23 protein-coding genes are annotated in these 20,805 nt (G+C 63.8%); 15 read left to right on the top strand and 8 right to left on the bottom strand.

Features of this window, described 5'->3' with window-relative positions; all coding sequences use genetic code 11:
- The first annotated feature begins 4 nt into the window (after positions 1 to 4).
- The 10 genes from AC1RQP_RS22030 (at position 5) to AC1RQP_RS21985 (ending at position 10,096) form a co-directional block, all read left to right on the top strand.
- On the top strand, positions 5 to 421 hold the full coding sequence (locus AC1RQP_RS22030) for a hypothetical protein (RefSeq protein ID WP_492938506.1): 417 nt from the start codon (positions 5 to 7) through the stop codon (positions 419 to 421).
- 83 nt (positions 422 to 504) lie between these two features.
- Complete coding sequence (locus tag AC1RQP_RS22025) at positions 505 to 1,296, top strand: DUF2092 domain-containing protein (RefSeq protein WP_492938505.1); 792 nt, start codon at positions 505 to 507, stop codon at positions 1,294 to 1,296.
- Positions 1,293 to 1,577: a hypothetical protein gene (locus tag AC1RQP_RS22020; protein WP_061878346.1), complete on the top strand. Its 285-nt coding sequence runs from the start codon at positions 1,293 to 1,295 to the stop codon at positions 1,575 to 1,577. Before AC1RQP_RS22025 ends, AC1RQP_RS22020 begins: the two co-directional genes overlap by 4 nt.
- A gap of 96 nt (positions 1,578 to 1,673) precedes the next feature.
- Positions 1,674 to 3,557, top strand: a complete 1,884-nt coding sequence (locus tag AC1RQP_RS22015; RefSeq protein WP_492938504.1) for an ATP-binding protein — start codon at positions 1,674 to 1,676, stop codon at positions 3,555 to 3,557.
- A gap of 128 nt (positions 3,558 to 3,685) precedes the next feature.
- The gene (locus AC1RQP_RS22010) at positions 3,686 to 5,344 is read left to right on the top strand and encodes a DUF3300 domain-containing protein (RefSeq protein WP_492938731.1); all 1,659 of its coding nucleotides are present in this window, start codon (positions 3,686 to 3,688) and stop codon (positions 5,342 to 5,344) included.
- The gene (locus tag AC1RQP_RS22005) at positions 5,341 to 6,255 is read left to right on the top strand and encodes a DUF2950 domain-containing protein (RefSeq protein WP_492938503.1); all 915 of its coding nucleotides are present in this window, start codon (positions 5,341 to 5,343) and stop codon (positions 6,253 to 6,255) included. The genes AC1RQP_RS22010 and AC1RQP_RS22005 overlap by 4 nt, the downstream gene beginning before the upstream one ends.
- Positions 6,239 to 6,706 carry a hypothetical protein gene (locus AC1RQP_RS22000; protein WP_492938502.1) on the top strand — a complete coding sequence of 156 codons (468 nt, stop codon included), beginning with the start codon at positions 6,239 to 6,241 and terminating at the stop codon, positions 6,704 to 6,706. The genes AC1RQP_RS22005 and AC1RQP_RS22000 overlap by 17 nt, the downstream gene beginning before the upstream one ends.
- Before the next feature lie 392 nt (positions 6,707 to 7,098).
- A complete protein-coding gene (locus AC1RQP_RS21995; protein WP_492938501.1) occupies positions 7,099 to 8,853 on the top strand; it encodes a glycoside hydrolase family 17 protein in 1,755 nt (584 codons plus the stop codon).
- Positions 8,854 to 9,066: 213 nt separating this feature from the next.
- On the top strand, positions 9,067 to 9,888 hold the full coding sequence (locus AC1RQP_RS21990; protein ID WP_492938500.1) for a universal stress protein: 822 nt from the start codon (positions 9,067 to 9,069) through the stop codon (positions 9,886 to 9,888).
- A gap of 25 nt (positions 9,889 to 9,913) precedes the next feature.
- Entirely contained in the window at positions 9,914 to 10,096 is a 183-nt protein-coding gene (locus AC1RQP_RS21985) for a hypothetical protein (RefSeq protein WP_492938499.1), read from the top strand.
- 96 nt (positions 10,097 to 10,192) lie between these two features.
- Here the strand turns inward: AC1RQP_RS21985 and ppsA are convergent, their stop codons facing one another.
- The 3 genes from ppsA to AC1RQP_RS21970 all read right to left on the bottom strand — a co-directional run bounded on the left by ppsA (position 10,193) and on the right by AC1RQP_RS21970 (position 13,948).
- Positions 10,193 to 12,613 (bottom strand): phosphoenolpyruvate synthase, encoded by a 2,421-nt coding sequence (gene ppsA, locus AC1RQP_RS21980; RefSeq protein WP_492938498.1) that lies wholly within the window; start codon positions 12,611 to 12,613, stop codon positions 10,193 to 10,195.
- Between the two features lie 146 nt (positions 12,614 to 12,759).
- Positions 12,760 to 13,701: a 1-phosphofructokinase family hexose kinase gene (locus tag AC1RQP_RS21975; RefSeq protein WP_492938497.1), complete on the bottom strand. Its 942-nt coding sequence runs from the start codon at positions 13,699 to 13,701 to the stop codon at positions 12,760 to 12,762.
- Positions 13,702 to 13,705: 4 nt separating this feature from the next.
- Entirely contained in the window at positions 13,706 to 13,948 is a 243-nt protein-coding gene (locus AC1RQP_RS21970; protein WP_492938496.1) for a family 1 glycosylhydrolase, read from the bottom strand.
- Positions 13,949 to 14,261: 313 nt separating this feature from the next.
- Between AC1RQP_RS21970 and AC1RQP_RS21965 the strand changes: the two genes are divergently transcribed.
- Positions 14,262 to 15,020, top strand: a complete 759-nt coding sequence (locus AC1RQP_RS21965) for a CBS domain-containing protein (RefSeq protein WP_492938495.1) — start codon at positions 14,262 to 14,264, stop codon at positions 15,018 to 15,020.
- 50 nt (positions 15,021 to 15,070) lie between these two features.
- Here the strand turns inward: AC1RQP_RS21965 and AC1RQP_RS21960 are convergent, their stop codons facing one another.
- From AC1RQP_RS21960 to AC1RQP_RS21940, 5 genes are all read right to left on the bottom strand, one after another.
- Positions 15,071 to 15,235, bottom strand: a complete 165-nt coding sequence (locus AC1RQP_RS21960; RefSeq protein WP_492938494.1) for a hypothetical protein — start codon at positions 15,233 to 15,235, stop codon at positions 15,071 to 15,073.
- 29 nt (positions 15,236 to 15,264) lie between these two features.
- A complete protein-coding gene (locus AC1RQP_RS21955; protein WP_197968401.1) occupies positions 15,265 to 15,465 on the bottom strand; it encodes a hypothetical protein in 201 nt (66 codons plus the stop codon).
- Between the two features lie 252 nt (positions 15,466 to 15,717).
- Positions 15,718 to 15,897 (bottom strand): hypothetical protein, encoded by a 180-nt coding sequence (locus AC1RQP_RS21950; RefSeq protein WP_239622053.1) that lies wholly within the window; start codon positions 15,895 to 15,897, stop codon positions 15,718 to 15,720.
- 23 nt (positions 15,898 to 15,920) lie between these two features.
- Positions 15,921 to 16,643: a CBS domain-containing protein gene (locus tag AC1RQP_RS21945; protein WP_492938493.1), complete on the bottom strand. Its 723-nt coding sequence runs from the start codon at positions 16,641 to 16,643 to the stop codon at positions 15,921 to 15,923.
- 77 nt (positions 16,644 to 16,720) lie between these two features.
- Positions 16,721 to 17,242: an Hsp20/alpha crystallin family protein gene (locus AC1RQP_RS21940; RefSeq protein ID WP_492938492.1), complete on the bottom strand. Its 522-nt coding sequence runs from the start codon at positions 17,240 to 17,242 to the stop codon at positions 16,721 to 16,723.
- 51 nt (positions 17,243 to 17,293) lie between these two features.
- Here AC1RQP_RS21940 and AC1RQP_RS21935 point away from each other — a divergent pair, with 51 nt between their 5' ends.
- The 4 genes from AC1RQP_RS21935 to AC1RQP_RS21920 all read left to right on the top strand — a co-directional run bounded on the left by AC1RQP_RS21935 (position 17,294) and on the right by AC1RQP_RS21920 (position 20,693).
- Positions 17,294 to 17,449 (top strand): hypothetical protein, encoded by a 156-nt coding sequence (locus AC1RQP_RS21935; protein WP_492938491.1) that lies wholly within the window; start codon positions 17,294 to 17,296, stop codon positions 17,447 to 17,449.
- A gap of 67 nt (positions 17,450 to 17,516) precedes the next feature.
- Positions 17,517 to 18,791 (top strand): efflux RND transporter periplasmic adaptor subunit, encoded by a 1,275-nt coding sequence (locus AC1RQP_RS21930; RefSeq protein ID WP_492938490.1) that lies wholly within the window; start codon positions 17,517 to 17,519, stop codon positions 18,789 to 18,791.
- Entirely contained in the window at positions 18,788 to 20,014 is a 1,227-nt protein-coding gene (locus AC1RQP_RS21925; protein WP_239622057.1) for an ABC transporter permease, read from the top strand. The genes AC1RQP_RS21930 and AC1RQP_RS21925 overlap by 4 nt, the downstream gene beginning before the upstream one ends.
- Entirely contained in the window at positions 20,007 to 20,693 is a 687-nt protein-coding gene (locus AC1RQP_RS21920) for an ABC transporter ATP-binding protein (RefSeq protein ID WP_492938489.1), read from the top strand. Before AC1RQP_RS21925 ends, AC1RQP_RS21920 begins: the two co-directional genes overlap by 8 nt.
- Positions 20,694 to 20,805 lie beyond the last annotated feature (112 nt).

Raw genomic sequence — 20,805 nt, 5'->3', positions numbered from 1 at the left:
ATGCATGCATGATGTGAGAGCGCTGGTCGCGGGAGCAGCGCTATCGCTCGGCGCCATGTTCGCATCAGCCAGTGGCGCGGGGGCCGTCGAGCTGAACGGCGCCTGGGCGAGCAGCGCGGATCAATGCGACAAGGTGTTCACTCGCGAAGGCGGGAAGCTCGGCTTCACGGACATGTCCGAAGTCTACGGCGGCGGCTTCATCGTCGATGGCAGGCAGCTGATCGGCAAGTTCGCGCGGTGCACGGTCAAGGCACGAAAGGACGATGGTCCAAATGTCAATCTGGTCGCGTCCTGCGCGACGGACATCATGCTGTCCAGTGTTCAGTTCAGCCTGAAGCAGCTCGATGCGAACAGCATCGCCCGGCTGTTTCCGGGAATGGCGGACATGGAGATCATCTATCATCGCTGCCCGTTCAATTGAGCAAGCGGTCGCGCAGGCTTGATGCATGTCAAGCAACTGCGTGCGTGCAGGCGTCAAGTGCCGTTCATCCCGGGAGGATAGACATGAAATCCAACAGACGTGTTCACAAGACGATCTACGCGATGCTCGGAGCAGCGACGGTTGTGGTCGCTCCTGGCATCCGGGCGCACGCGGACGATCCGGCCAAGATTCTCAAGTCGATGTCGGACCATCTCGCCGGTCAGAAGACGCTGTCCGCGTCCTTCGACAGCGACATCGAGATCATCACGCCCGAACTCCAGAAGATCCAGTTCGCGAGCTCCGGCGAGATCAAGATGAGCCGCCCGGACAAGCTCCGGGTCAGGCGCACCGGCGGTTATGCCGATGTCGAGCTGGTCTATGACGGAAAGCTGATCTCGATCTATGGCAACAATGCCAAGAGCTATGTTCAGGCAGACGCGCCCGGGACCATCGACAAGATGATCGACGCGCTTCAGGCGCGTTCCGGCGCCGGGATGCCGGGCGCCGACCTGCTGCTCTCCAATGCGTTCGACGAGCTGATGGCCACCGTCATCGAGGGCAAGCATATCGGGCAGGGAGTCGTCGATGGTGTCGAGTGCGAGCATCTTGCGTTCCGCACGCCGGACACGGACTGGCAGATCTGGATCGAGGCCGGCGCCAAGCCCGTGCCGCACAAATACGTCATCACCAGCAAAACACTCGCCGGGGCGCCGCAATACACGCTCCGGATCAAGGATTGGAAGACTGACGCTCTGAACGCCGATGCCTTCGCATTCGTCGCGCCGGCGGGCGCCACCAAGGTCGATCTGGAGGGTGCCGCAATTGCAGATTTCGACGAGCTTCCCGCTGGTACACCGACAGGAGTAAAGAAATGATCGCGCTTCGAAAAGTCATCCTGTTTGCCGCAGGGGTCACCGCCTTCAGCGCCGGATTGTCCTCGAATGAAACAAACGGCCTCATCGAAGGAAGGTTCTTTGCCGAGGCCCAGGCGAGGGTCGGGCGCCCGTTGACTCCCATGAGCTATGCCGGTGTTGCCCGGAGAACCACACGCCGCGCGGTCGCCGTAGGAGCGGCGGGAGTTGCTGCCGGTGCCTACTACGGCTCGTCCTGCGTGCAGGTCGTCGATGCCTATGGCCGGGTCGTGACGCGCTGCTGACAACACCCGGCAGGGCGAGACGCTTCTTCCGTGCGGCCGTGCTCGAATTGTGCTTTGATGAGAGCCGTTCGATCATTGTGGCCGCCGAAAGAGAGCATGAGCGGACGTGTCCCCAGTGCTGCAGGCGCCTCGTCCGGCCGGGCCGCGTGTCTCGCCGCTTGCCTGGTCGCCTTTCTGGTCGTCGTCGCCGCGCCGGCGATGGGGGCCGAGCGCAGCGCGCCCAAACGGATCTTGTTGCTGCATTCCTTCGGGCGAGACTTTCGCCCATGGAGCGAGTATGCGCTAAGCATCAAGGCCGTGCTGGAGCAGCAGGCGCAGTGGCCGCTCGACGTCCAGGAGCACACCCTGCTGACGGCACGGTTCAACAACCCCGGGCCGGAAGAGCCGTTCGTCAACTATCTCCGCTCCCTCTACGCGGGCGTCCCCCCGGATGTTGTTGTTAGCATCGGCGCGCCGGCTGCGCGATTTGCCCAGAAATATCGCGATCAGCTTTTTCCCGATACGCCGATGGTTCTGACCGTGGTCGAAGATCGGCTGGTGAACCGCGCGGACTTGACCGACAACGACACCGTGATCTCCGTCCAGAACAACTTCTCGGCTGCCTTCAACGGCGTCCTCAAGGTCCTGCCGGACACGAAGACGATCGCTGTCGTGATCGGCGCTTCTCGCCTGGAAAAGTTCTGGCTCGACGAGATCAAGCGCGAGACGACACCTTTCGAAGGGCGCGTGGCCTTCGTCTGGTACAATGAACTGTCGTTCGACGAGATTCTGAGGAGAGCATCGGTGCTTCCGCCGCACACGGTTCTGTTCTGGGGCTTGATGTCGGTCGACGGGGCCGGCATTGTCCATGAAAGCGATCTCGCCCTGCGCAGCCTTCGCGCCGTCGCCAACGCTCCGATATTTTCCTACCAGGAGCCGTTTTTCAACGGCTATACGGTCGGCGGGCCGATGCATTCGATCGGCGCGACCACCACGAAGACGGTCGATGCCGTGATCCGCATCCTGGCCGGCGAGAGACCAGGCACGATGAAATTCGAGCCCCTCCAGTTGGGGTCTCCGAAATACGATTGGCGTGAAATGCAGCGCTGGGGCATCAGCGAGAGCGACCTGCCCGCTGGAAGCGAGGTTCTGTTTCGGCAGGCTGGCCTTTGGGAGACGTACCGCTGGCAGATCGCAATGCTCGCCGCCGTCATCCTGATCCAGGCGGGTCTGATCGGCGGCCTGCTTTACGAGCGACGCCGGCGGCTCGTGGCCGAGGTCGAGTCCCGGCAGCGTCTTGCGGAGCTGGCCCACGTCAACCGGTACGCGGCGGCAGGGGAGCTGACCACGTCGATCGCCCACGAGCTGAATCAGCCGTTGGGGTCGATCCTGACGAATACCGAGACGGCGGAGCTGATGTTGAAGAGCGAGTCGCCCAATCTGGCGGAAATCGGAGAAATTCTCGCCGATATCCGGCGCGACGATCAGCGGGCCAGCGAGGTGATCCGCAGGCTGCGCAGCATCCTGAAGAAGACGCCGTTCGAGATCGCCAACATCGACCTCAACGACACGGTGGGCGAGGCAATCAGGCTGTTGTCCGCTGTCAGCGATGGGCGCCGAATTGCCCTGAAGTTTGCGCCATCCGCCAGCGTGCTGCGGGTCAAGGGCGATCCCATTCAGCTGCAGCAGGTCATTCTCAACCTGATCATCAACGCGATCGACGCGATCTCGCAGGCCGGTGCGACGGAGCGGGAGATCAATGTGGCAACGGCCCAGTCCGATGCGTTTGCGGAGATCCGGATCGGCGACAGCGGGCCGGGAATTGCTCCCGCGGACGTGAAGAATATCTTCAACCCGTTCTTCAGCACCAAGCCGCAAGGCATGGGCATGGGCCTTGCCATCGTCAGGACCATCGTTGAAGCCCACGGCGGCAAGATCGTTGCCGAGAACCAGCCATCGCGCGGTGCGCTGTTCACGATCCGGCTGCCCATCGCGCATTGACCGTCGGTCGCCGAACTGTCGACGGGCGCATCGCAGCAAATCGCATGCGCGCGGTTTCTTTGATCTTTGTCAACGAAGGCCGGCTTGGCGCACCGATGCTGACACTTGCCTCGACGATGGAGGATGCGATGTTTCGTAGCGGCAAGACCCTGATTGCGCTCATGATGCTTATGGCGACACCCGTCGCAACGTTCGCGCAGACGTCTGACAAGCCGGCGGCCCCGGCGATGCAACCGGCGAGCCCGGCCGCGCCGTCCGCGGAACTGCTGAAGCCCGAGCAGATCGAAGCTCTCGTGGCACCGATCGCTCTTTACCCGGACGATCTGCTCGCAAACGTGCTGGCCGCCTCCACCTACCCACTTGAGGTGGTGCAGGCAGACCGATGGCTCAAGGAGCGCAAGTCACTGAAGGGCGATGCATTGAAGACCGAGGTCGACAAGCAGCCCTGGGACGACAGTGTCAAGGCGCTCGCGAGCACGGCGGACGTTCTCGCCATGATGAGCGACAAGATCGATTGGACCAAGAATCTGGGCGATGCGTTCCTCGCCCAGCAGCCGGACGTGATGGACGCGATCCAGCGCCTGCGCACCAAGGCCTATGACAACAAGAAGCTTGTTACGACGAAGCAGCAGAAGGTCAGCGTTCAGACCCAGGAGAACAAGCAGGTCGTCGTGATTCAGTCGGCGGATCCCGAAGCGATCTACGTGCCGTATTATGATCCGGCAACGGTCTATGGGTCGTGGCCCTATGCGGAGTATCCTCCCTATTACTTCGGATATCCGTCGTATATCGGCGCCGGCGTAATCGCCGCGGGTCTCGCGTTCGGTACGGCCTGGGCGATCGGACGCTGGGGCAATTATTGGGGAGGCGGCTGCAATTGGGGCAACCGCAACGTCTACGTCAATCACCGGGCCACCAACATCAACGCCGGCTGGCAGCATAATCCGACGCATCGTCAGGGCGTGCGCTACAACAACGCGAACGTATCGCAGCGTTTTGGCAACAACAATATCAAGGCCGGCGCGTCGGACCGGATGGATTTCCGCGGCCGCGATGGCAATCAGGTGCTGCGTCCCAATCAGGGTGCTGGAGATCGCGCGGGTGACCGTGCAGGTGACCGTGCGGGCGATCGCGGCGATCGTCAGAGAGCAGGGGATCGCGCCGGGGCCGGTACGCGAGATCGTCCCGGCGGCGGCGATCGCGCGGGCGCAAGCGATCGTGCCAAAGGTGCCGGCAATCGTGCCAAAGGTGGCGGCGATCGCGCCAAGGCGGCGAACCGCGCCGGTGGCGGTGCGGCAAACCGCGGCGGTGGTGGCAATCGTGGCGGCGCCATGAACGTCTCGTCGGGGCGGTCGGCGGCCGCGGCGTCAGCGCGCGGTCGATCCAGCATGGCGAGCATGCCGCGCGGCGGAGGCGGACCGAGCATGGCCGGCCGTGGTGGCGGCGGAATGTCGATGGGAGGTGGCGGCGGCTTCCGCGGCGGAGGCGGAGGAGGCGGCCGCGGTGGCGGCGGCGGCCGGCGCTCCGATGTCGCGCTAAAGCATGATGTCGTCCTGCTCGGCCATCTCGGCAATGGGCTCGGCTACTATCGCTTCAGCTATATCGGCAGCGACAAGGCATATGTCGGCGTCATGGCGCAGGAGGTCGAGCAGATCATGCCGAACGCCGTCATGCGCGGCAGCGACGGGTATCTGCGGGTCCATTACGAGAAGCTCGGCCTGAAATTCCGCACCTACCGCGATTGGCTCGCCGCCGGCGCAACGATCCCGGCGGAGGTGACGCCATGATCGGTCTGAAATCATGTCGTCGCGCTGTTCTGCCGAGCGTCATGGCGCTCGCGCTGATGTGCACCGCGGGCCTGGCACAGCAATCCTACCGGACGCCTGAGGAGGCGGGGTCCGCGCTCGCAGCCGCGATCAAGAGTGGTCCGCGTGAGATCCTGAAGGTCCTCGGCAGATCGGCGGCCGACATCGTCTCGTCCGGAGACGAGGTCGCCGATGCCGATATCCGTGCACGCTTCGTCTCCATGTATGACTCCAAGCATGCGATCAAGGCGGAGGGCAACAAGAAGGCCACGCTGATGCTCGGACCCGAGGACTTCCCGTTCCCGATTCCGCTCGTCAACACCAGAACGGGCTGGGAGTTCGACACCGACGAAGGACGCATCGAGGTGCTTCGTCGCCGTATCGGACGCAACGAGCTCGATGCGATCCAGACTTGTCTCGCCTATGTCGATGCCCAGAACGAATATGCCGACAAGGATCGCGGCGAGGGCGCAGGCGTCTACGCGCAACGCATTGTCTCCACGGCCGGCAAGAAGGATGGGTTGTTCTGGTGGGACGACAGCGACCCGAGCCCGCTTGGCGCGCTGGCGGCACAGGCCTCGGCCGAAGGCTACAAGCCTGGTGAGAGGCCGGCTCCGTATCACGGCTATTACTTCCGTATCCTCAAAGGGCAGGGGTCCGATGCGCCGGGCGGCGCGCTCAACTACGTGGTCAAGGGCAAGATGATCGGTGGCTTCGCGTTGATCGCCTGGCCCGCGGAGTACGGAAATTCCGGCGTCATGACCTTCCTGGTCAATCACGCCGGCACCGTCTACCAGAAGGACCTCGGCAGGCGGACAGAGTTCGTCGCGCAGCGCACCACGCTTTTCGATCCCGACCAGACCTGGAAGAAAGTCGATGCTGCCAAGCCTTGACCACATGCGCCCTTCACGGCAGGCGTTCGTCATTCGCCTGGCGGCGCTGGCGCTCCTGGCAGTTTCAGTGCCGGTGACGCCTTCGCTTGCCCAGGCATCCGGCCAGGTGCGCGTCAAGATCGTGAAGGCGGGCCTGCTGGTCGGTGGTGGCGCCGGCAGCGGCGTTCTGACCTATCGTGGCCGCAACTATCCGTTCCGCATGACTGGCGTCAGCCTGGGCATCACCGCTGGCGCGACGGTCGGTCGGCTCGATGGTTGGGCGTCAGGAATTCGCCACATCGGCGACTTCGCCGGCACCTACAGTTCTGTCGGTGGCGGCGCCGCTCTGGTCGGCGGCGTCAATGGCGTCCATCTCCGGAACGACAAGGGCGTCACGATGGTGCTGCAGGGACCCAAGGCTGGGGTGGAATTCGCCGCCAATCTCAGCCGCATCACGATCTCTCTGAGATGACGGGCGCGCATCGCAGCCCGGCAATCGTCATGTCTCATTTCGATCGGTCGTCCGTCGCGTGATCCGTGCCAGTTCAGGGGGCGGCATCTCCGCGGGGGTGATCGGCGGTTTTGCCGTTGGCATGCTGACAGGAGCCGCCGTGGGAGGGCCTTATTGGCGCCCATATCCATACTATCCGGCTCCGGTCTACTATCCTCGGGACCTTACTATGCGCCGTATGGGTTCATCCATTACGGGCCGTGCGGTCGCCGCACCGGAATTGGCCTGAATGAACCGGCTTGTGGAAATGCGAGCGATCCTATAATTCCTTCGGAAGCGACCGTCGAACAAGTTCAATTGCATGATCCCCTTGCTTCTCATGCAGTCGCGATCGCAGGCGCGCAACTGAAGCAATGCGGCGCGTCCGCGACATCGCGGCAGGTGAAAAGCGGCACCTCACGTGTGATCAGTTGGTCTATCCTCGGAAAGCAAGCTGGTTCTCCAGGCTGTTGCTCTCGCCAAGCGGGGAAGCCAGTCACGTCGCGCCTGCCGGAAGACCCCGGGATGCTGTGCGCGTTTCGCTCGCGCTCTTCCTGATATCGCTGGGCGCCATCGCCGTCGTGTGGTGGTGGTTGGGGACTCCGGTCCATCTGGTGCGCGCACCCATCGATCCGAACGACAAGGTCCAGTGCATCTCATACGCTCCATTCCGCAACCATCAGACGTCACTTTCGCCTGCGACGCAGGTATCGCGTGAGCAGATCGCGGAGGATCTTGCCCAGCTGGCGGAGATAACCGACTGCATCCGGACCTATGCGAACGATCTTGGTCTCGACCAGATCCCCGAACTTGCGGCCAGAGCGGGGCTGAAGGTCATCCAGGGCATTTTCCTCGACAAGGACAAGCAGAAGAACCGAACGCAGATATCGACGGCGATACGCCTCGCCAGGGAATATCCCGAGACCGTGATCGCACTCGTGGTCGGCAACGAGACGCTGCTGCGCAAGGACATAACTGTATCCGATCTCGCCGACACGATCCGCTCGGTGAAGGCGCAGGTCAGTGTCCCCGTGACCTATGCCGACGTCTGGGAATTCTGGCTGAGCAATCGTGAACTCTATGACGTCGTCGATTTCGTCACGATTCATATCCTGCCCTATTGGGAGAACGTGCCGATCCCGGCGGAATCCGCTGTTACGCACGCCGACGCAATACGCCGACAGGTCGCGGCGGCTTTTCCGGGCAAGGAAATCCTGATCGGAGAAATAGGTTGGCCGAGCCAGGGACGGATGCGGGAATCGGCGTTGCCGTCCCCTGTCAATCAGGCCCGGGTGGTCTCGGAGGTCCTCGACCTTGCCCGACGCGAGCATTTCCGCGTCAACCTGTTCGAAGCCTATGACGAGTCCTGGAAGCGAGAGATCGAGGGCACGGTCGGCGGATCATGGGGTCTGTTCGGAGGCGAGGAGCGCGTGCTCAAATATCCTGCCGGCATCCCCGTCAGCAACTTTCCGCTCTGGAAGCTGCAAATGTGCAGTGGAATTGCGCTGGCGACGCTGGTCTTCGGCGCGGCGTGGTTGACCTCGCGTCGTAAGCCCGGCAGCGCTGGCCTGGCTTCATGGTTTGGGGTCGCAATATCGGCGACGGCAGCCGGAATCCTGTTTGGCGTGGCCGCCCAAAAGGTGGTTCTTGAAAGTATCGGAATGGGTGGCTGGCTCCTGTGGAGCTCTCTGTTGGCGGCCGCCACGGTATCGCCGGTGCTCGGTGTCAACGCCCTGATGTCGGGGCGCCCACTGCCCAGTTGTCAGGAATTGCTCGGCCCCAAAGGCTACCGGACGGAGTCGATGCTCGTGACCATGCACGGGTTGGCCCTGATCGGAACGGTCGTGATCGGTACGGCCACCGCGCTCGGGCTTGTGTTCGACCCGCGCTTTATCGATTTTCCTTTTGCCGCGCTCACCATGGCAGCGTTACCTTTCGCGGCCGTCACATTGCTCAATCCACCCGGGAAGGGAAGCCGTCCTGTGGCGGAGACGCTGTTTGCGGGCGTGTTTGTCGGAGCGGCGGTCTATGTGGGGTTCAACGAAGGGCCGGCGAACTGGCAAGCGATGTGGACTTGCGCCGCCTATCTCCTGCTTGCCGCGACGCTGTGGCGGGTGCGCGCCTCCTGATCGCCATCAAGGTCGCCTCGGAGCCGGAGCACGCGATGATCGCACACGCTTGATCTGACACTCCTCGAGCGGGAGCTGGCTCTCGGCATCTTGCCGCCTTTCGTGCCGGCGGGATTGATCGGGACCAGGGAGCGGATGAACCGCTTGATTTGCGTCAACGGGACGATTGGGAAACGCGGGATAAAGGTTCCATTCGAGCAATGGAGCAATGACATGTCTCTTGCCAGCGTCATGGTCTACGTCGATGCCGAGCAGCAGGACGAAGGGCAGATCGCCGTTGCCGAGGCGGTCGCGAACGGCTTTGAAGCCGCCTTGCTCGGCGTCTCAGCCATCGCAATCGATCCACCGTTCGTCGCCGAAGGCGTGATCATCGAACAGACGAGTGCGGAGGATCTCGAGCGCATACGCGCAACGTTGTCGGACAAGGAGGCGTGGTTCAGGCGCATCGTTCGCCTGCCGAGTGAAAAGGTGGAATGGCGCTGGACGATCGGTTTCCCGACCGAGTTCCTGGTCGAGCAGTCCAGGGCGGCGGATCTCGTCGTGGTGAGGCGCAGCCAGCTGAAGCCGAATTACTCCCGTCACCTCGATGCGGCGGGAGCGATGTTGCGGCTGGGCCGTCCGATCCTCTCGGTGCCGGACGGCGTCACCCGATTTTCGGGCGATCGGATCGTGGTCGGCTGGAAGGATGCCCGGGAGTCGCGCCTGGCCGTTCGGGACGCGCTGCCATTTCTGACTCGGGCCTCGCAGGTCACGGTCGCCGAAATCTGCACGTCGAGCGAACAGGATGCGGCGCGAGACCGGGTGCGGGACGTGACCAGATATCTTCAGCGTCACGGCGTGAGCTGCCAGCACGAGGTGCGCGTGCATACGGCGGAGCCTGACGCGGGCTACCTCGTTCGGCTGGCCGCCGATGTCGGCGCCGACCTCATCGTGACCGGAGGCTACGGGCACAGCCGGTTGGGCGAGTGGGTTTTCGGCGGCATGACGCAGAGCCTTCTGCGGCACGCTCCGGTCTGCCTGCTGATGTCGCACTGACGTCCACGTCCCAGGAGAGTGTGCAATGGACAAGGATGGCCAGGCGGCGAAGAAGAGCGCGGCCGAGCGAAAGGCGGAGGTCCCCGCGCCGGATCGGAGCGCGCCGGTGCTGGAGACCAGGCCGGCCGACCGCGCGATCAGGGATGTCCTCGAGGACGACGAGGTGCGTGAGGCGCTTGGCGTACATCGCAGGAACAAGCGCCCCTGAAGCATGATCCCGAGAAGCGCGCGGCGGTTGTCCCGTCGCGACAAACGCGGAGCGCGTTTGCGCGGAGATCATGCTCAAACAACAACTCATCGCACTCTAGCCCACAGCCCGCCGGCCTTCCCCACTGTCGCGCTCTGCGGTGCGGACGATCTCGATGGTCCGCAACACGCTCGACGGATTCACGCTGATCGAGTCGATCCCGAGTTCAGCCAGATATCTCGCGATCTCCGGATAATTGGCGGGAGCCTCGCCACAGATGCCGACGTGGCGCCGGTTGCGCTTGGCGCCAAGCACGGCCATCGACAGCATCTGCAGCATGCCGGGATCGCGCTCGTCGAAGTCGAAGGCGACGATCTCGGAGTCCCGGTCGACGCCGAGCGTCAGCTGGGTGAGATCATTGGAGCCGATGGAGAAGCCGTCGAACAATTGCGCGAACTGGTCGATCAGGATGACGTTGTTCGGGATCTCGCACATCATGAATATCTCCAGGCCGCTCTCGCCTCGCTTGAGGCCATGACTTGCCATGGCTGCAATGACCTTGCGCGCCTCCTCGACACGCCGGCAGAACGGAATCATGATCTTGAGATTGGTGAGGCCCATCGCCTCGCGCACCCGCTTCAATGCGGCGCATTCCAGCGCAAAACCCTGCGCATAGGCGGGGTGCGCGTAGCGCGCGGCGCCCCGAAAGCCGAGCATCGGGTTCTCCTCGTGAGGTTCGAAATCGGCGCCGCCGAGGAGGTTCGCATATTCATTGGTCTTGAAGTCGGAGAGGCGCACGATCACCGGCCGGGGATAGAACGCGGCGGCGATGGTGCCGACGCCCTCCGAAAGCCGCTCGACGAAGAATTCGGACGGCTGTTTGTGACGTGCGGTCAGCAGCTTGATCTTCCGCCGGTCCCGCGCTGAGGTCACCTTGTCTGGGCAGGCGAGCGCCATCGGATGGATTCCGATATGCTGGTTGATGATGAATTCCATGCGGGCCAGGCCAACGCCATCGCTCGGCAGGGATGCGGTCTTGAACGCGACCTCGGGATTGCCGAGGTTCACCATGATTTCGGTGCGCGGCTTCTGCACGCTTTCGGCCGCGGTCCGTTCGACCTCGTATGGCAGGGTCCCCTCGAAGACGTGGCCGATATCACCTTCCGCGCAGGATACCGTCACCGCCACGCCCGTCTTGGCTCTCTTGCTGAAACCGCCTGTTCCGACCACCGCGGGCACCCCGAGCTCGCGTGCGATGATGGCGGCATGGCAGGTTCGGCCGCCATGATCGGTCACGATCGCGGCGGCGAGCTTCATGACGGGCTCCCAGTCCGGGCGCGTGGCCGTCGCGACAAGCACCTCGCCCGGACGGAATTTCTGGAGATCCCGCTCGTTCCTGATCAGTCGGATGCGTCCTGTCGCGATCTTTTCCCCGACGGCGCGGCCTTCGGCCAGCGCCGTACCGGACGATTTCAGGACATAGTTCTCGAGCGCCTCCGGCTTCCGCCGCGAGGCGACCGTCTCGGGCCGGGCCTGGATGATGTAGAGCGAGCCGTCCTTGCCGTCCTTGGCCCATTCCACGTCCATCGGGGTCGGCTTGCCGGATTTTTGCGAGTAGTGCTTCTCGACGAGCATCGCGCATTCGGCCAGCGTCAGGACTTCGTCGTCATTGATGCAGAATTGCCGGCGCGCATTCGCCGGCGTTGCCACGTTCCTGGTCGTATTGTGCCCGCGGCCGTAGACCATCCGCTTTGCCTTCGATCCCAGGCGGCGCGACAGAACCGCGCGGAAGCCGGCGTTGAACGTCGGCTTGTGAACGTAGAATTCATCGGGGTCGACGACACCCTGCACGATATTTTCACCGAGCCCGTAGACGCCGGTCACGAATACGACGTCGCGAAACCCGGTCTCGGTATCGAGCGTGAAGGTGACGCCGCTTGCCGCGAGATCCGAGCGGACCATCTTCATCACGGCAACCGACAGCGCGACCTTGAAGTGATCGAAACCATTGTCGATCCGATAGGAGATCGCACGATCCGTGAACAGGGAAGCAAAGCAGCGGCGGCAGGCCTCCATCAGCCCGTCTGCGCCCCGGATGTTGAGAAAGCTGTCGTGCTGACCGGCAAAGCTTGCGGTCGGAAGGTCCTCGGCCGTGGCCGAGCTGCGGACCGCGACCGCGACGTTGCGTCCGTATTCCTGCTCCAGCAGCCGATACGCCTGTCTGACCTGATGGCGCAGATCCTCCCGGTCGGTCGCCGCGTAAACGATCGCGCGCGCGGCGGCGGCGCGGCGGGCAAGATCGGCGATCCGCCGCTTGTCCAGCCCGGCGAGGAGCCGGCCGAGCTTGTCCCATGCGCCCGCCTCGGTCAGGGCGTCCCGATACGCGGCCGCGGTCAGCGCAAAGCCGTTCGGGACCTTGACGCCCTCCGGCGTCAGCGCCGAATACAATTCGCCCAGGGATGCCGTCTTGCCTCCGACCAGCGGCACGTCGGCGAGACGTATGTCCCTGAACCAGCGAATGTAGCTCGATGCGTCCATCGCGCATTCTCCCGCGCTGCAAATTGGGTCTGAATGGCGACAACTTTCGCGCATCTCCACGCCGTCGGCTTGCGAAAGATCAAGTGCGCAGCACATGCCGCTCTGCCGATTGGATGTCGTCGCTCCGGCGCTTCCGACTGGCTCGGTCAAATTGCCGTAGAGAGAATGACCTGCTCGGCGAGACGCTTGATGTCGTCGGGCCGGCAGAGTTCTGTGCCGGGATTGAGCAGGGCGGCGGCGCCGGCGGCGACCGCTTGTCGAAAGCAGTGTTCGAGGCTGGCTCCAGATGCCAGCCCGTAAACCAGCGCGCCGAGAAAACTGTCACCTGCACCAACGGCGCCGACGGGCACGATCGCCAGAGGTTTGGCGCGCCACACGCGGTCGCTCGTCACCAGCGCGGCGCCGAGATGTCCCATCGTAAGCGCGACCATCGCCGCTTTGCGGCTGCGCACCAGCGTTCCGGCGGCGGCTTCCCATTCGGCGGAATCAGACGGCTCGTGGCCGACCAGCTCGCGCATCTCCCGCAGGTTCGGCTTGACCAGTTCGACCCCTTCCGCCACCGCAGCAACAAGGGCCTGACCCGAGGTATCAAGGATCATCTTGGCGCCGCGCTGTTTGACGATCCTGGCGACCCTTGCATAGAAGTCGTCGGGCACCCCTGCCGGCAGGCTTCCGCTGGCAACCACGAAGCTGGGAAACGGCTGCAGCGCCGACAGCAGGGCAAGGCATCTCTGCCATTCGTCCTCGGCAAGAGGCGGCCCTGGCAGGATGAAGCGATAGGGCTGGCCCGTGCCGATCTCGCGGACGAAGAAGTCTTGCCGGGTCTCGCCCGCGATCGGAAAAGTCAGGCTTTCGACGCCCTCCTTGTCCAGCAGTTGACGCAGCAGGTCTCCCGTGAGGCCGCCCACCGGATACAGCGCGGTGGCATTGCCGCCGAGGCGCTTGACCACGCGCGCAACGTTGATGCCGCCGCCGCCGGGATCGCGACGCTGCCCGATGCCGCGCAGCTTGGCGACAGGAACGATCCTGTCCACCGCCGTCGACACGTCGACCGCCGGATTGGGCGTGATCGTGAGAATCCCGCTCATCGGCCTAGCTGGGGACCGTGGAGGCGGCCTTCGCGCCGGGCGTTTCCGTCACGTCGTCGAGCCCCGCACGGTCTGCGGCAATCTGCGATCTTCGCGCCGACCGGATGAGATCCGAATACCAGTTCGCCGACGCTTTCGGGGTTCGCTTCTGCGTGGCAAAATCGACATGAACGAGACCGAAGCGTTGCGGATTCGCTGCCGGCACGCGCGTCTGAGGTGGAGGAGCGGCTCGGTCTGTCGTCGTCATGTGCCTGCCTTGCGATGGCGCAGTTCAGATCGTGTTTAGTCCACAATGCTGCTCTTTCCCCTTCCTGGCTTGACCGAGATCAACCGCCGGGCAAGCAACGCGCGAGTGGAGCGGGACGGGTTCTGGCACAGCGGGCCGGCTCTCAACATTTCGAGATACGCCGCGACCTCGTCGATCTGGTACTCCGCGAGCTGCGGGTTCGGGATCGCCTGGTCAGTCCGAGCCTGCGGTACTCGATCGCGGCCGGGCGGTTGATCTCGATCAAGACCCTGTTGGGGGCGGCAACTACCTGTGAGTTCTCTGGAGTTAAGACATGCGCGCGCACCAGATCATGTCCCGGCGGGTGATGACTATTCGGCCCGAGGCTTCCATCGCCGATGCCATCAGGGTCATGCTCGCTCACCACATCAGTGGACTGCCGGTCACGGATGCGGCGGGAAAGCTCGTTGGCATCATTTGCGAAAGCGATTTCCTCAGGCGGGCGGAGCTCGAAACCGAGCACAAGCGTAGCCGGCTGCTGACCGTCCTGCTCGGAACCGACCGAATCGCGTGCGAATTCATCAAGGAGCACGGGCGCAAGGTCGAGCAGGTGATGACGCGAGATCCGGCGACGACCAAGGAGGATACTCCCCTCGAGGAGATTGCCGATCTGATGGAGCGTCGAGACCTCAACCACGTTCCGGTGATGCGCGACGATCGCGTCGTCGGCATCATCACACGGTCCGACTTCCTGTCCGCCGTTGCCGGTCCGCTGACCGGCGCACCCGGCTATTCGGAAGACGACAATCAGATCCGCCGTACGGTCCTTGCGGCCATGGCCGGGATGCCCTGGCAGCCCGTCGGCTTGAACGTGAGCGTCAGGGATGGCGTGGTGACGCTGCACGGTGTCGTCAAGGGCGACAACGCCCGCCGGGCGGCGATCGTGGCCTGCGAGAACGCTCCAGGCGTTCGCGGCGTCGATGACCGCCTGTGCCTTCAATCGACCAGCGCCGATCCGGAGGACGATTACGGCGGCGGTGACTTCGTCTCGCTGCAGGCAGAGCCTTCCCCGCGCGATGACGAACCATTGTGACGATCGTCCCTGACGCCGCGGTCTCGCGACGGGCGACCGCGTGGATCGACCTAGTCCTCCGCCACGGGACGGGTGAAATCGGGATTCGCAGTCCGGCCGGGTGTCGAACGCACCGATTGCTTGGCAGATCTGGCCATCGACGAAAAATAGAGCGCGAGTTCGAGGATGCCATACATCGCGAATATCATCAGCGCTTTGATTGCTTCGTTGGTCATCTGAATATCCTCCAACAGCCCGATCTCGACTAGCGCTGGGCCATTTCGGTCAGTGCGTGCATCGGACGTGCCTGGTGAACGGCCAGAGTCTTCGCCTTCTGCAAGCTCAATTCGGGCTGGGCCAAGTGCACGGTCAGCGTGGTCGCTACGACGGCGATGCCGGCCAGCAATCCGGTAACGGCCACTTTCAGATGCGTTGTCCTGTCCGCAGTGTAGATCGAGTGGTTCATTTGCAGTCGCCGGTGCGTGCTGACAAACCCTTACTAGCGGATAAACTGTCCGGCCGAAATTTGGGAGCTTCACCTAAGGTGATGTCCGGAGCCACACGGCGAACACCTGCACTCCCGGAGTACCGGCCCACCGCGTTACCTTTGCTGTGCCTTGCCGGTGCCATCGGGCGGCTTCGCGCATCGGTTCGGCAGGAGCGGGCGAGCCGGTCGGCGGTGGCTTCAGGGGCCCCGGCCACCGTGTCGCGTCGGCAGCTAGCGCGGGGCCTGTCGGTCCCGCCCGGTATAGGCTGCGACCAGCCCGACCAGGGCAGTCACGAGCAACATGGTCACGATTGTCTGGATCAAGCCGAAGTTCAGCGCGTCACGTGCCACGAACAGCGCCGTGATCGGCGCTGCTATGGCGAAGAGAATCCGAACGAACCATCCGAGCATGGCAGCCTCGATTTGCAGGGAGTTCAGCCGGCGGCCTTCATGTCTTCGGGCGATTCCACATAGAACCCGCTATAGGTGTCGACGAAGCAGAGATGGTCGTGAACTTCCTTGACCCCGGCGGTGCTCTCGGCGGCAACGATTGCGGCCCGACGCGCCTCGTCGGTGGTGACGAGGCCGTGCAGATGCACGACGCCATTGCGGACATTCACCTCGAAGCCGATCGGACGCCAGTCCGTGGCGTTGACCGCGCGCGTGATGCGCTCGCGAACGTGCTCGTCATCGGCGGTCGGATCGGGAATTTCGTGCAAGAGGCTCGCCACGGCCTGCAGCAGGTTCGACCTCGTGACGATCCCGACGAGCGTCTTGCCCCGCATCACGGGGACGCGCTTGATGTCGTTCTTCTCCATCAGGTCGACCAGTTCGGCCAGATCCGTGTCTTCCTCCACCGCGACGACCTGCTTCGTCATCACGTCCTCGACCTTGCGGCCTCGCTCGTGAACGAACTCGGAGGCCGCGCGTCCTGGTCCCATGAAGAACTTCAGCCAGGCGGCGTGCCTGCGGCCGGTGCCGATCTCGCTACGGCGGAGGAAGTCGCTTTCCGAGACCACGCCGACGAGATTGCCGACATCGTCGATGACGGGCAGGCCGCTGATGTGCATTCGGAGCATGATCTTGGCCGCCTCCTCGATCGTCGTGTGCGGCGTTACGGCAACGACGTCCTTCGTCATGATATGATGCGCGCGCATGGTGTGTCCTCGAATTCGCTGGCGAATGTCCTGGGTGAGGCGAGGCTGCGGCGGCCGCAGCCTCGCGTCGGCGGCCGTCAGGCGGCCTTCACACTGATGGTCTTGGCCGCCTTCTGGGCTTCTTCGGTCTTGGGAAGGACGACCTTGAGCACGCCGTTCTTGAACGTCGCCTCGATCTTGTCGGTGTTGACCCCGTCGGGGAGCGCGAAGTAGCGCTCGAACGAGCCGTAACGGCGCTCGGAGACGTAGTAGTCCTTCTTCTTCTCTTCGGTCTCTTCCTTCTTCTCGCCTTTGATGGTGAGACCTCCGTTGACGAGCTTGACGTCGATGTTCTTCTCGTCGAGGCCGGGAAGCTCAGCCGTGATCTCGTAGGCCTTGTCGCTTTCGGCGACGTCGACGGCCGGCGCATTGAAGTTCTTGGACAGGTCGCGCTCCAGCCGTGCGAGCGAGCGGAACGGCCGATTCCAGAAGCCGTTGCCGAAATCGTCGAAGATCTGGTCGATCTCGTTTCTCAGCGTCTGGAACGGCTGCCATGCCTCGCCGGCGGCTGCAGGTGCGGTGGATGTCTTGGTGACAGGAAGCTTGGTTTCGGTTGCCATGATCATTGTCTCCATCGAGCTTGACCATCCCGGTCGCCGGAAAGAATAGTCATGGCGCATCGCGTACTGGTTGATTTCGCTCAAACTCGGGAGCATCGCGATGCGAGATCGGGTGTGTCGGCAGGTCATCGGATGATCATGCCCGATGCGGGCCCGGCGCTGGTCAATTCCCATTCCGACGTCGCGCATTTGCTGGCAGCGCGTTGACCTGGCGCAATCTGGAACCGGTGCGGTGCGGTATTCAGTTCGGGGGAATTCGCAACAGCGCAGAGTCATGGACGAGCAAACACTATCTGTTCCCAAGCAGGAGCATGTGAGCCGGCTCTCCGCCGCGTCGGCGTGGTCGGGAGTCCTCGCTCACAAATGGTTCGTGCTCGCGATCCTCGTTCTGCTCGCCCTTGGTGCCTGGCAGGGAGTCCGTATCCTGTTCGGACCTGCCGTTGTGGTCGACCAGGTCGCGCGCGGGCGATTGATCGAGACGGTGGTGGCGAGCGGGCATGTCGAGACACCGTACCGCGTCGAGATCGGCAGCCAGATTACCGGCACGGTTGCGGACGTGCTGGTGCAGGAAGGCGAGAAGGTCAGCAAGGGGCAGCCGCTGATCTCGCTGGAGGCACGGGAACTCAAAGCGAGCGTGATCCAGGCGCAGGGGGCGGTAGCCCAGGCGGAGGCCCGGATCAGGCAGCTCGAGGAGCTGACGCTGCCTTCCGCGAAGGAGGCTCTGACACAAGCACAAGCGACGCTTCTGAACGCCCAGCAGACCTATGACCGCACGGCGCAGCTCGAACGGAATGGCTACGCGACCAGGGCGGCCTTGGATGACGCGCAGAAGACGCTCGACGTCGCGCGCGCCGTGAAGCGCGCGGCGGAGTTCCAGGTCTATACGGCAAGCCCCGGCGGCAGCGACTATGTCATGGCGCAGACGCAGCTCAACCAGGCGCGCGCCAATCTGGACACGGCGGACTCCCGCCTGGGCTATGCGACGATCGTGGCCCCTCGCGACGGCGTTCTCATCACCCGGAACGTCGAGCGAGGCACCGTGGTGCAGGCTGGGAAAGCGCTCCTGGTGCTGGCGCCGTCGGGTGACCTGCAGCTGGTCTTGCAGATCGACGAGCGCAATCTCGGCAAGCTCGCGCTCGGACAGAGCGCGCTGGCCTCCGCGGATGCCTACCCGGACCGGCGTTTCGCCGCAAAGGTCTCCTACATCAATCCGGGCATCGACATTTCCCGCGCGACCGTCCAGGTGAAGCTGACGGTGGTGGAGCCATCCGACGATCTGCGCCAGGACATGACCGTCTCGGTCGACATCCAGGTTGCCGCGAAAGACAATGCGAAGGTGCTTCCCGTCCGCTCGGTCCATGACGTTCTCTCCGGACAGCCCTGGGTCCTGACCGTGGAGGGCGGTCGTGCGGTCAAGCGTCCGGTGAAGCTCGGCCTGCGCGGCAACAGCAACATCGAGATCGTCGAGGGGCTCGAAGCCGGTGATGTCGCGATTCCGCAAAGCTCCGGCGTCGTGACCGGGCAGCGCTTGCGGCCCGTCCGGCCATGAATCGCTGGCTTCCATTCGAGTGGATCGCTGCCGTGCGCTTCCTGCGTGAGGGGAGATTGCAGACCGCCTTCATCATCGGCGGCATTTCGATCGGCGTTGGCGTCATTGTCTTCATGTCGGCGATGCTCGCGGGCATGGAGGCGAATTTCATCAAGCGCGTGCTGACCTCGCAGCCTCAGATCCAGCTCCTCACGCCGGATCAGGTCGCGCGCCCTTTGCGCAACGCCGCCGGCGAGATCGAGGACGCGGTGGTGCAGCGGCCGAGCCAGCGGGTGATCTCGATCGACCAGTGGCCGAAGATCCGAGTCCAGATGCTGGCGATGCCCGAAGTCACCGCGGTCTCGCCCACCATCACCGGATCCGCGCTGGCGATCCGCGGCGACGCCAACCGGGCGGTGACGCTGACCGGAATCGAGCCGGACACCTATTTCGACATCGTCAGGGTGCCGGACTACATCGTCGCCGGCAGCGCGCGGCTGACCAGCGAGGACATCATCATCGGCACCGAACTCGCCAAGAATCTCGGCGCCACCGTGGGCGACAAGCTGAACCTCCAGGCGGCAAGCTCCGCCAACCGGGTGCTGACGATCTCCGGCCTGGTCGATTTCGGCAACAAGGGCGCCAATCAGCGGGTGGCCTTCATCGCACTGCGGACGGGACAGTCTCTGCTCGGCATGATCGGCGGCGTCACCACCATCGACATGACGATCAAGGACATCTACGCGGCCGAAACCATCGCCAAGCGGATCCAGGCCGCGACGGCCGTCGAGGCCGATAGCTGGATCGCCACCAACGCGCAGTTCTACACCGCCGTCCGGGCGCAGATCTACACGAACACCTTGATCCGTGTGTTCGTGGGCCTGTCTGTGGCCTTTGGCATTGCCGCGGTGCTCATCGTGTCGGTGATCCAGCGCTCCAGGGAGATCGGCATCCTCAGGGCAATGGGCACCTCGCGCGGCCAGATCCTGCGGGTGTTCCTGCTCCAGGGTGGTCTGCTCGGCTTTGTCGGCTCGCTGTTCGGCGCGACGATGGGCGCCCTTGCGCTGATCTATTGGCACGCTGTCGCCCGTCAGGCGGATGGAAGCGAGTTCTTTCCGTTGATCCTGGAGCGAAATCTCTTCATCTACACGGCGGTGCTCGCCACGGTCACCGGCCTGTTGGCTGCGACAGCGCCGGCGGTGCGCGCCGCGAAACTCGATCCGGTGGTAGCGATCCGTGGCTGACGAGATCCTGAGGCTCGAGCGCGTCTGCAAGACCTACAATGTGGGCCTGCCATCGGAGGTCGAGGTATTGCACGACATCGATCTCGAACTCGGCCATGGCGAGTTTCTGGCCTTGATGGGTCCGTCAGGCTCCGGCAAGAGCACGCTGCTCAACATCGTCGGTCTGCTCGATCGGCCGACGTCCGGCCGGCTCCTCATCAAGGGGCGCGACACCGGGCTGCTGGACGACAACGAACTCACGCATCTCAGAGGCCACACCATCGGCTTCGTGTTTCAGCATCATTTGCTGATCTCTGCCTTCACCGCGCGCGAAAACATCATGATGCCGATGCTCGCGGATCGCGGATTTCCGAGCGCGGAGATCGCGGCCCGGGCCGATCATCTCCTCGCCGAGGTCGGTCTCGAGAGATTCGGAAACAATCTCGCCAACAACATGTCGGGCGGCCAGCAGCAGCGGGTGGCGGTGGCCAGGGCGCTTGCGATGAATCCGGATCTCGTGCTGGCGGACGAGCCGACCGGAAATCTCGATTCGAAGTCGGCCGATGCCGTCTTCGAACTGATGCGACGGGTCAATCGGGAGAGCGGCACGAGCTTCCTGCTTGTCACACATAATCTGGACCTCGCGCGTCGCTGCGACCGCATCATCGAGGTGGTCGACGGCCGGATTGCGCAGCATTGAACGCTGGGACTCCGGCGCAAGCGTCGACATGTTCTTTCAGTCCCGTCGAGTTCGCCGGCCCGGCAACGGGGCCACCGCGTTGACCTGAATCAAGCAGAGGCCGCCGCTCCCC

Source organism: Bradyrhizobium sp. GW821-FHT13H06 (assembly GCF_058803975.1).
This window is presented reverse-complemented; position numbering and strand designations above follow the sequence as displayed.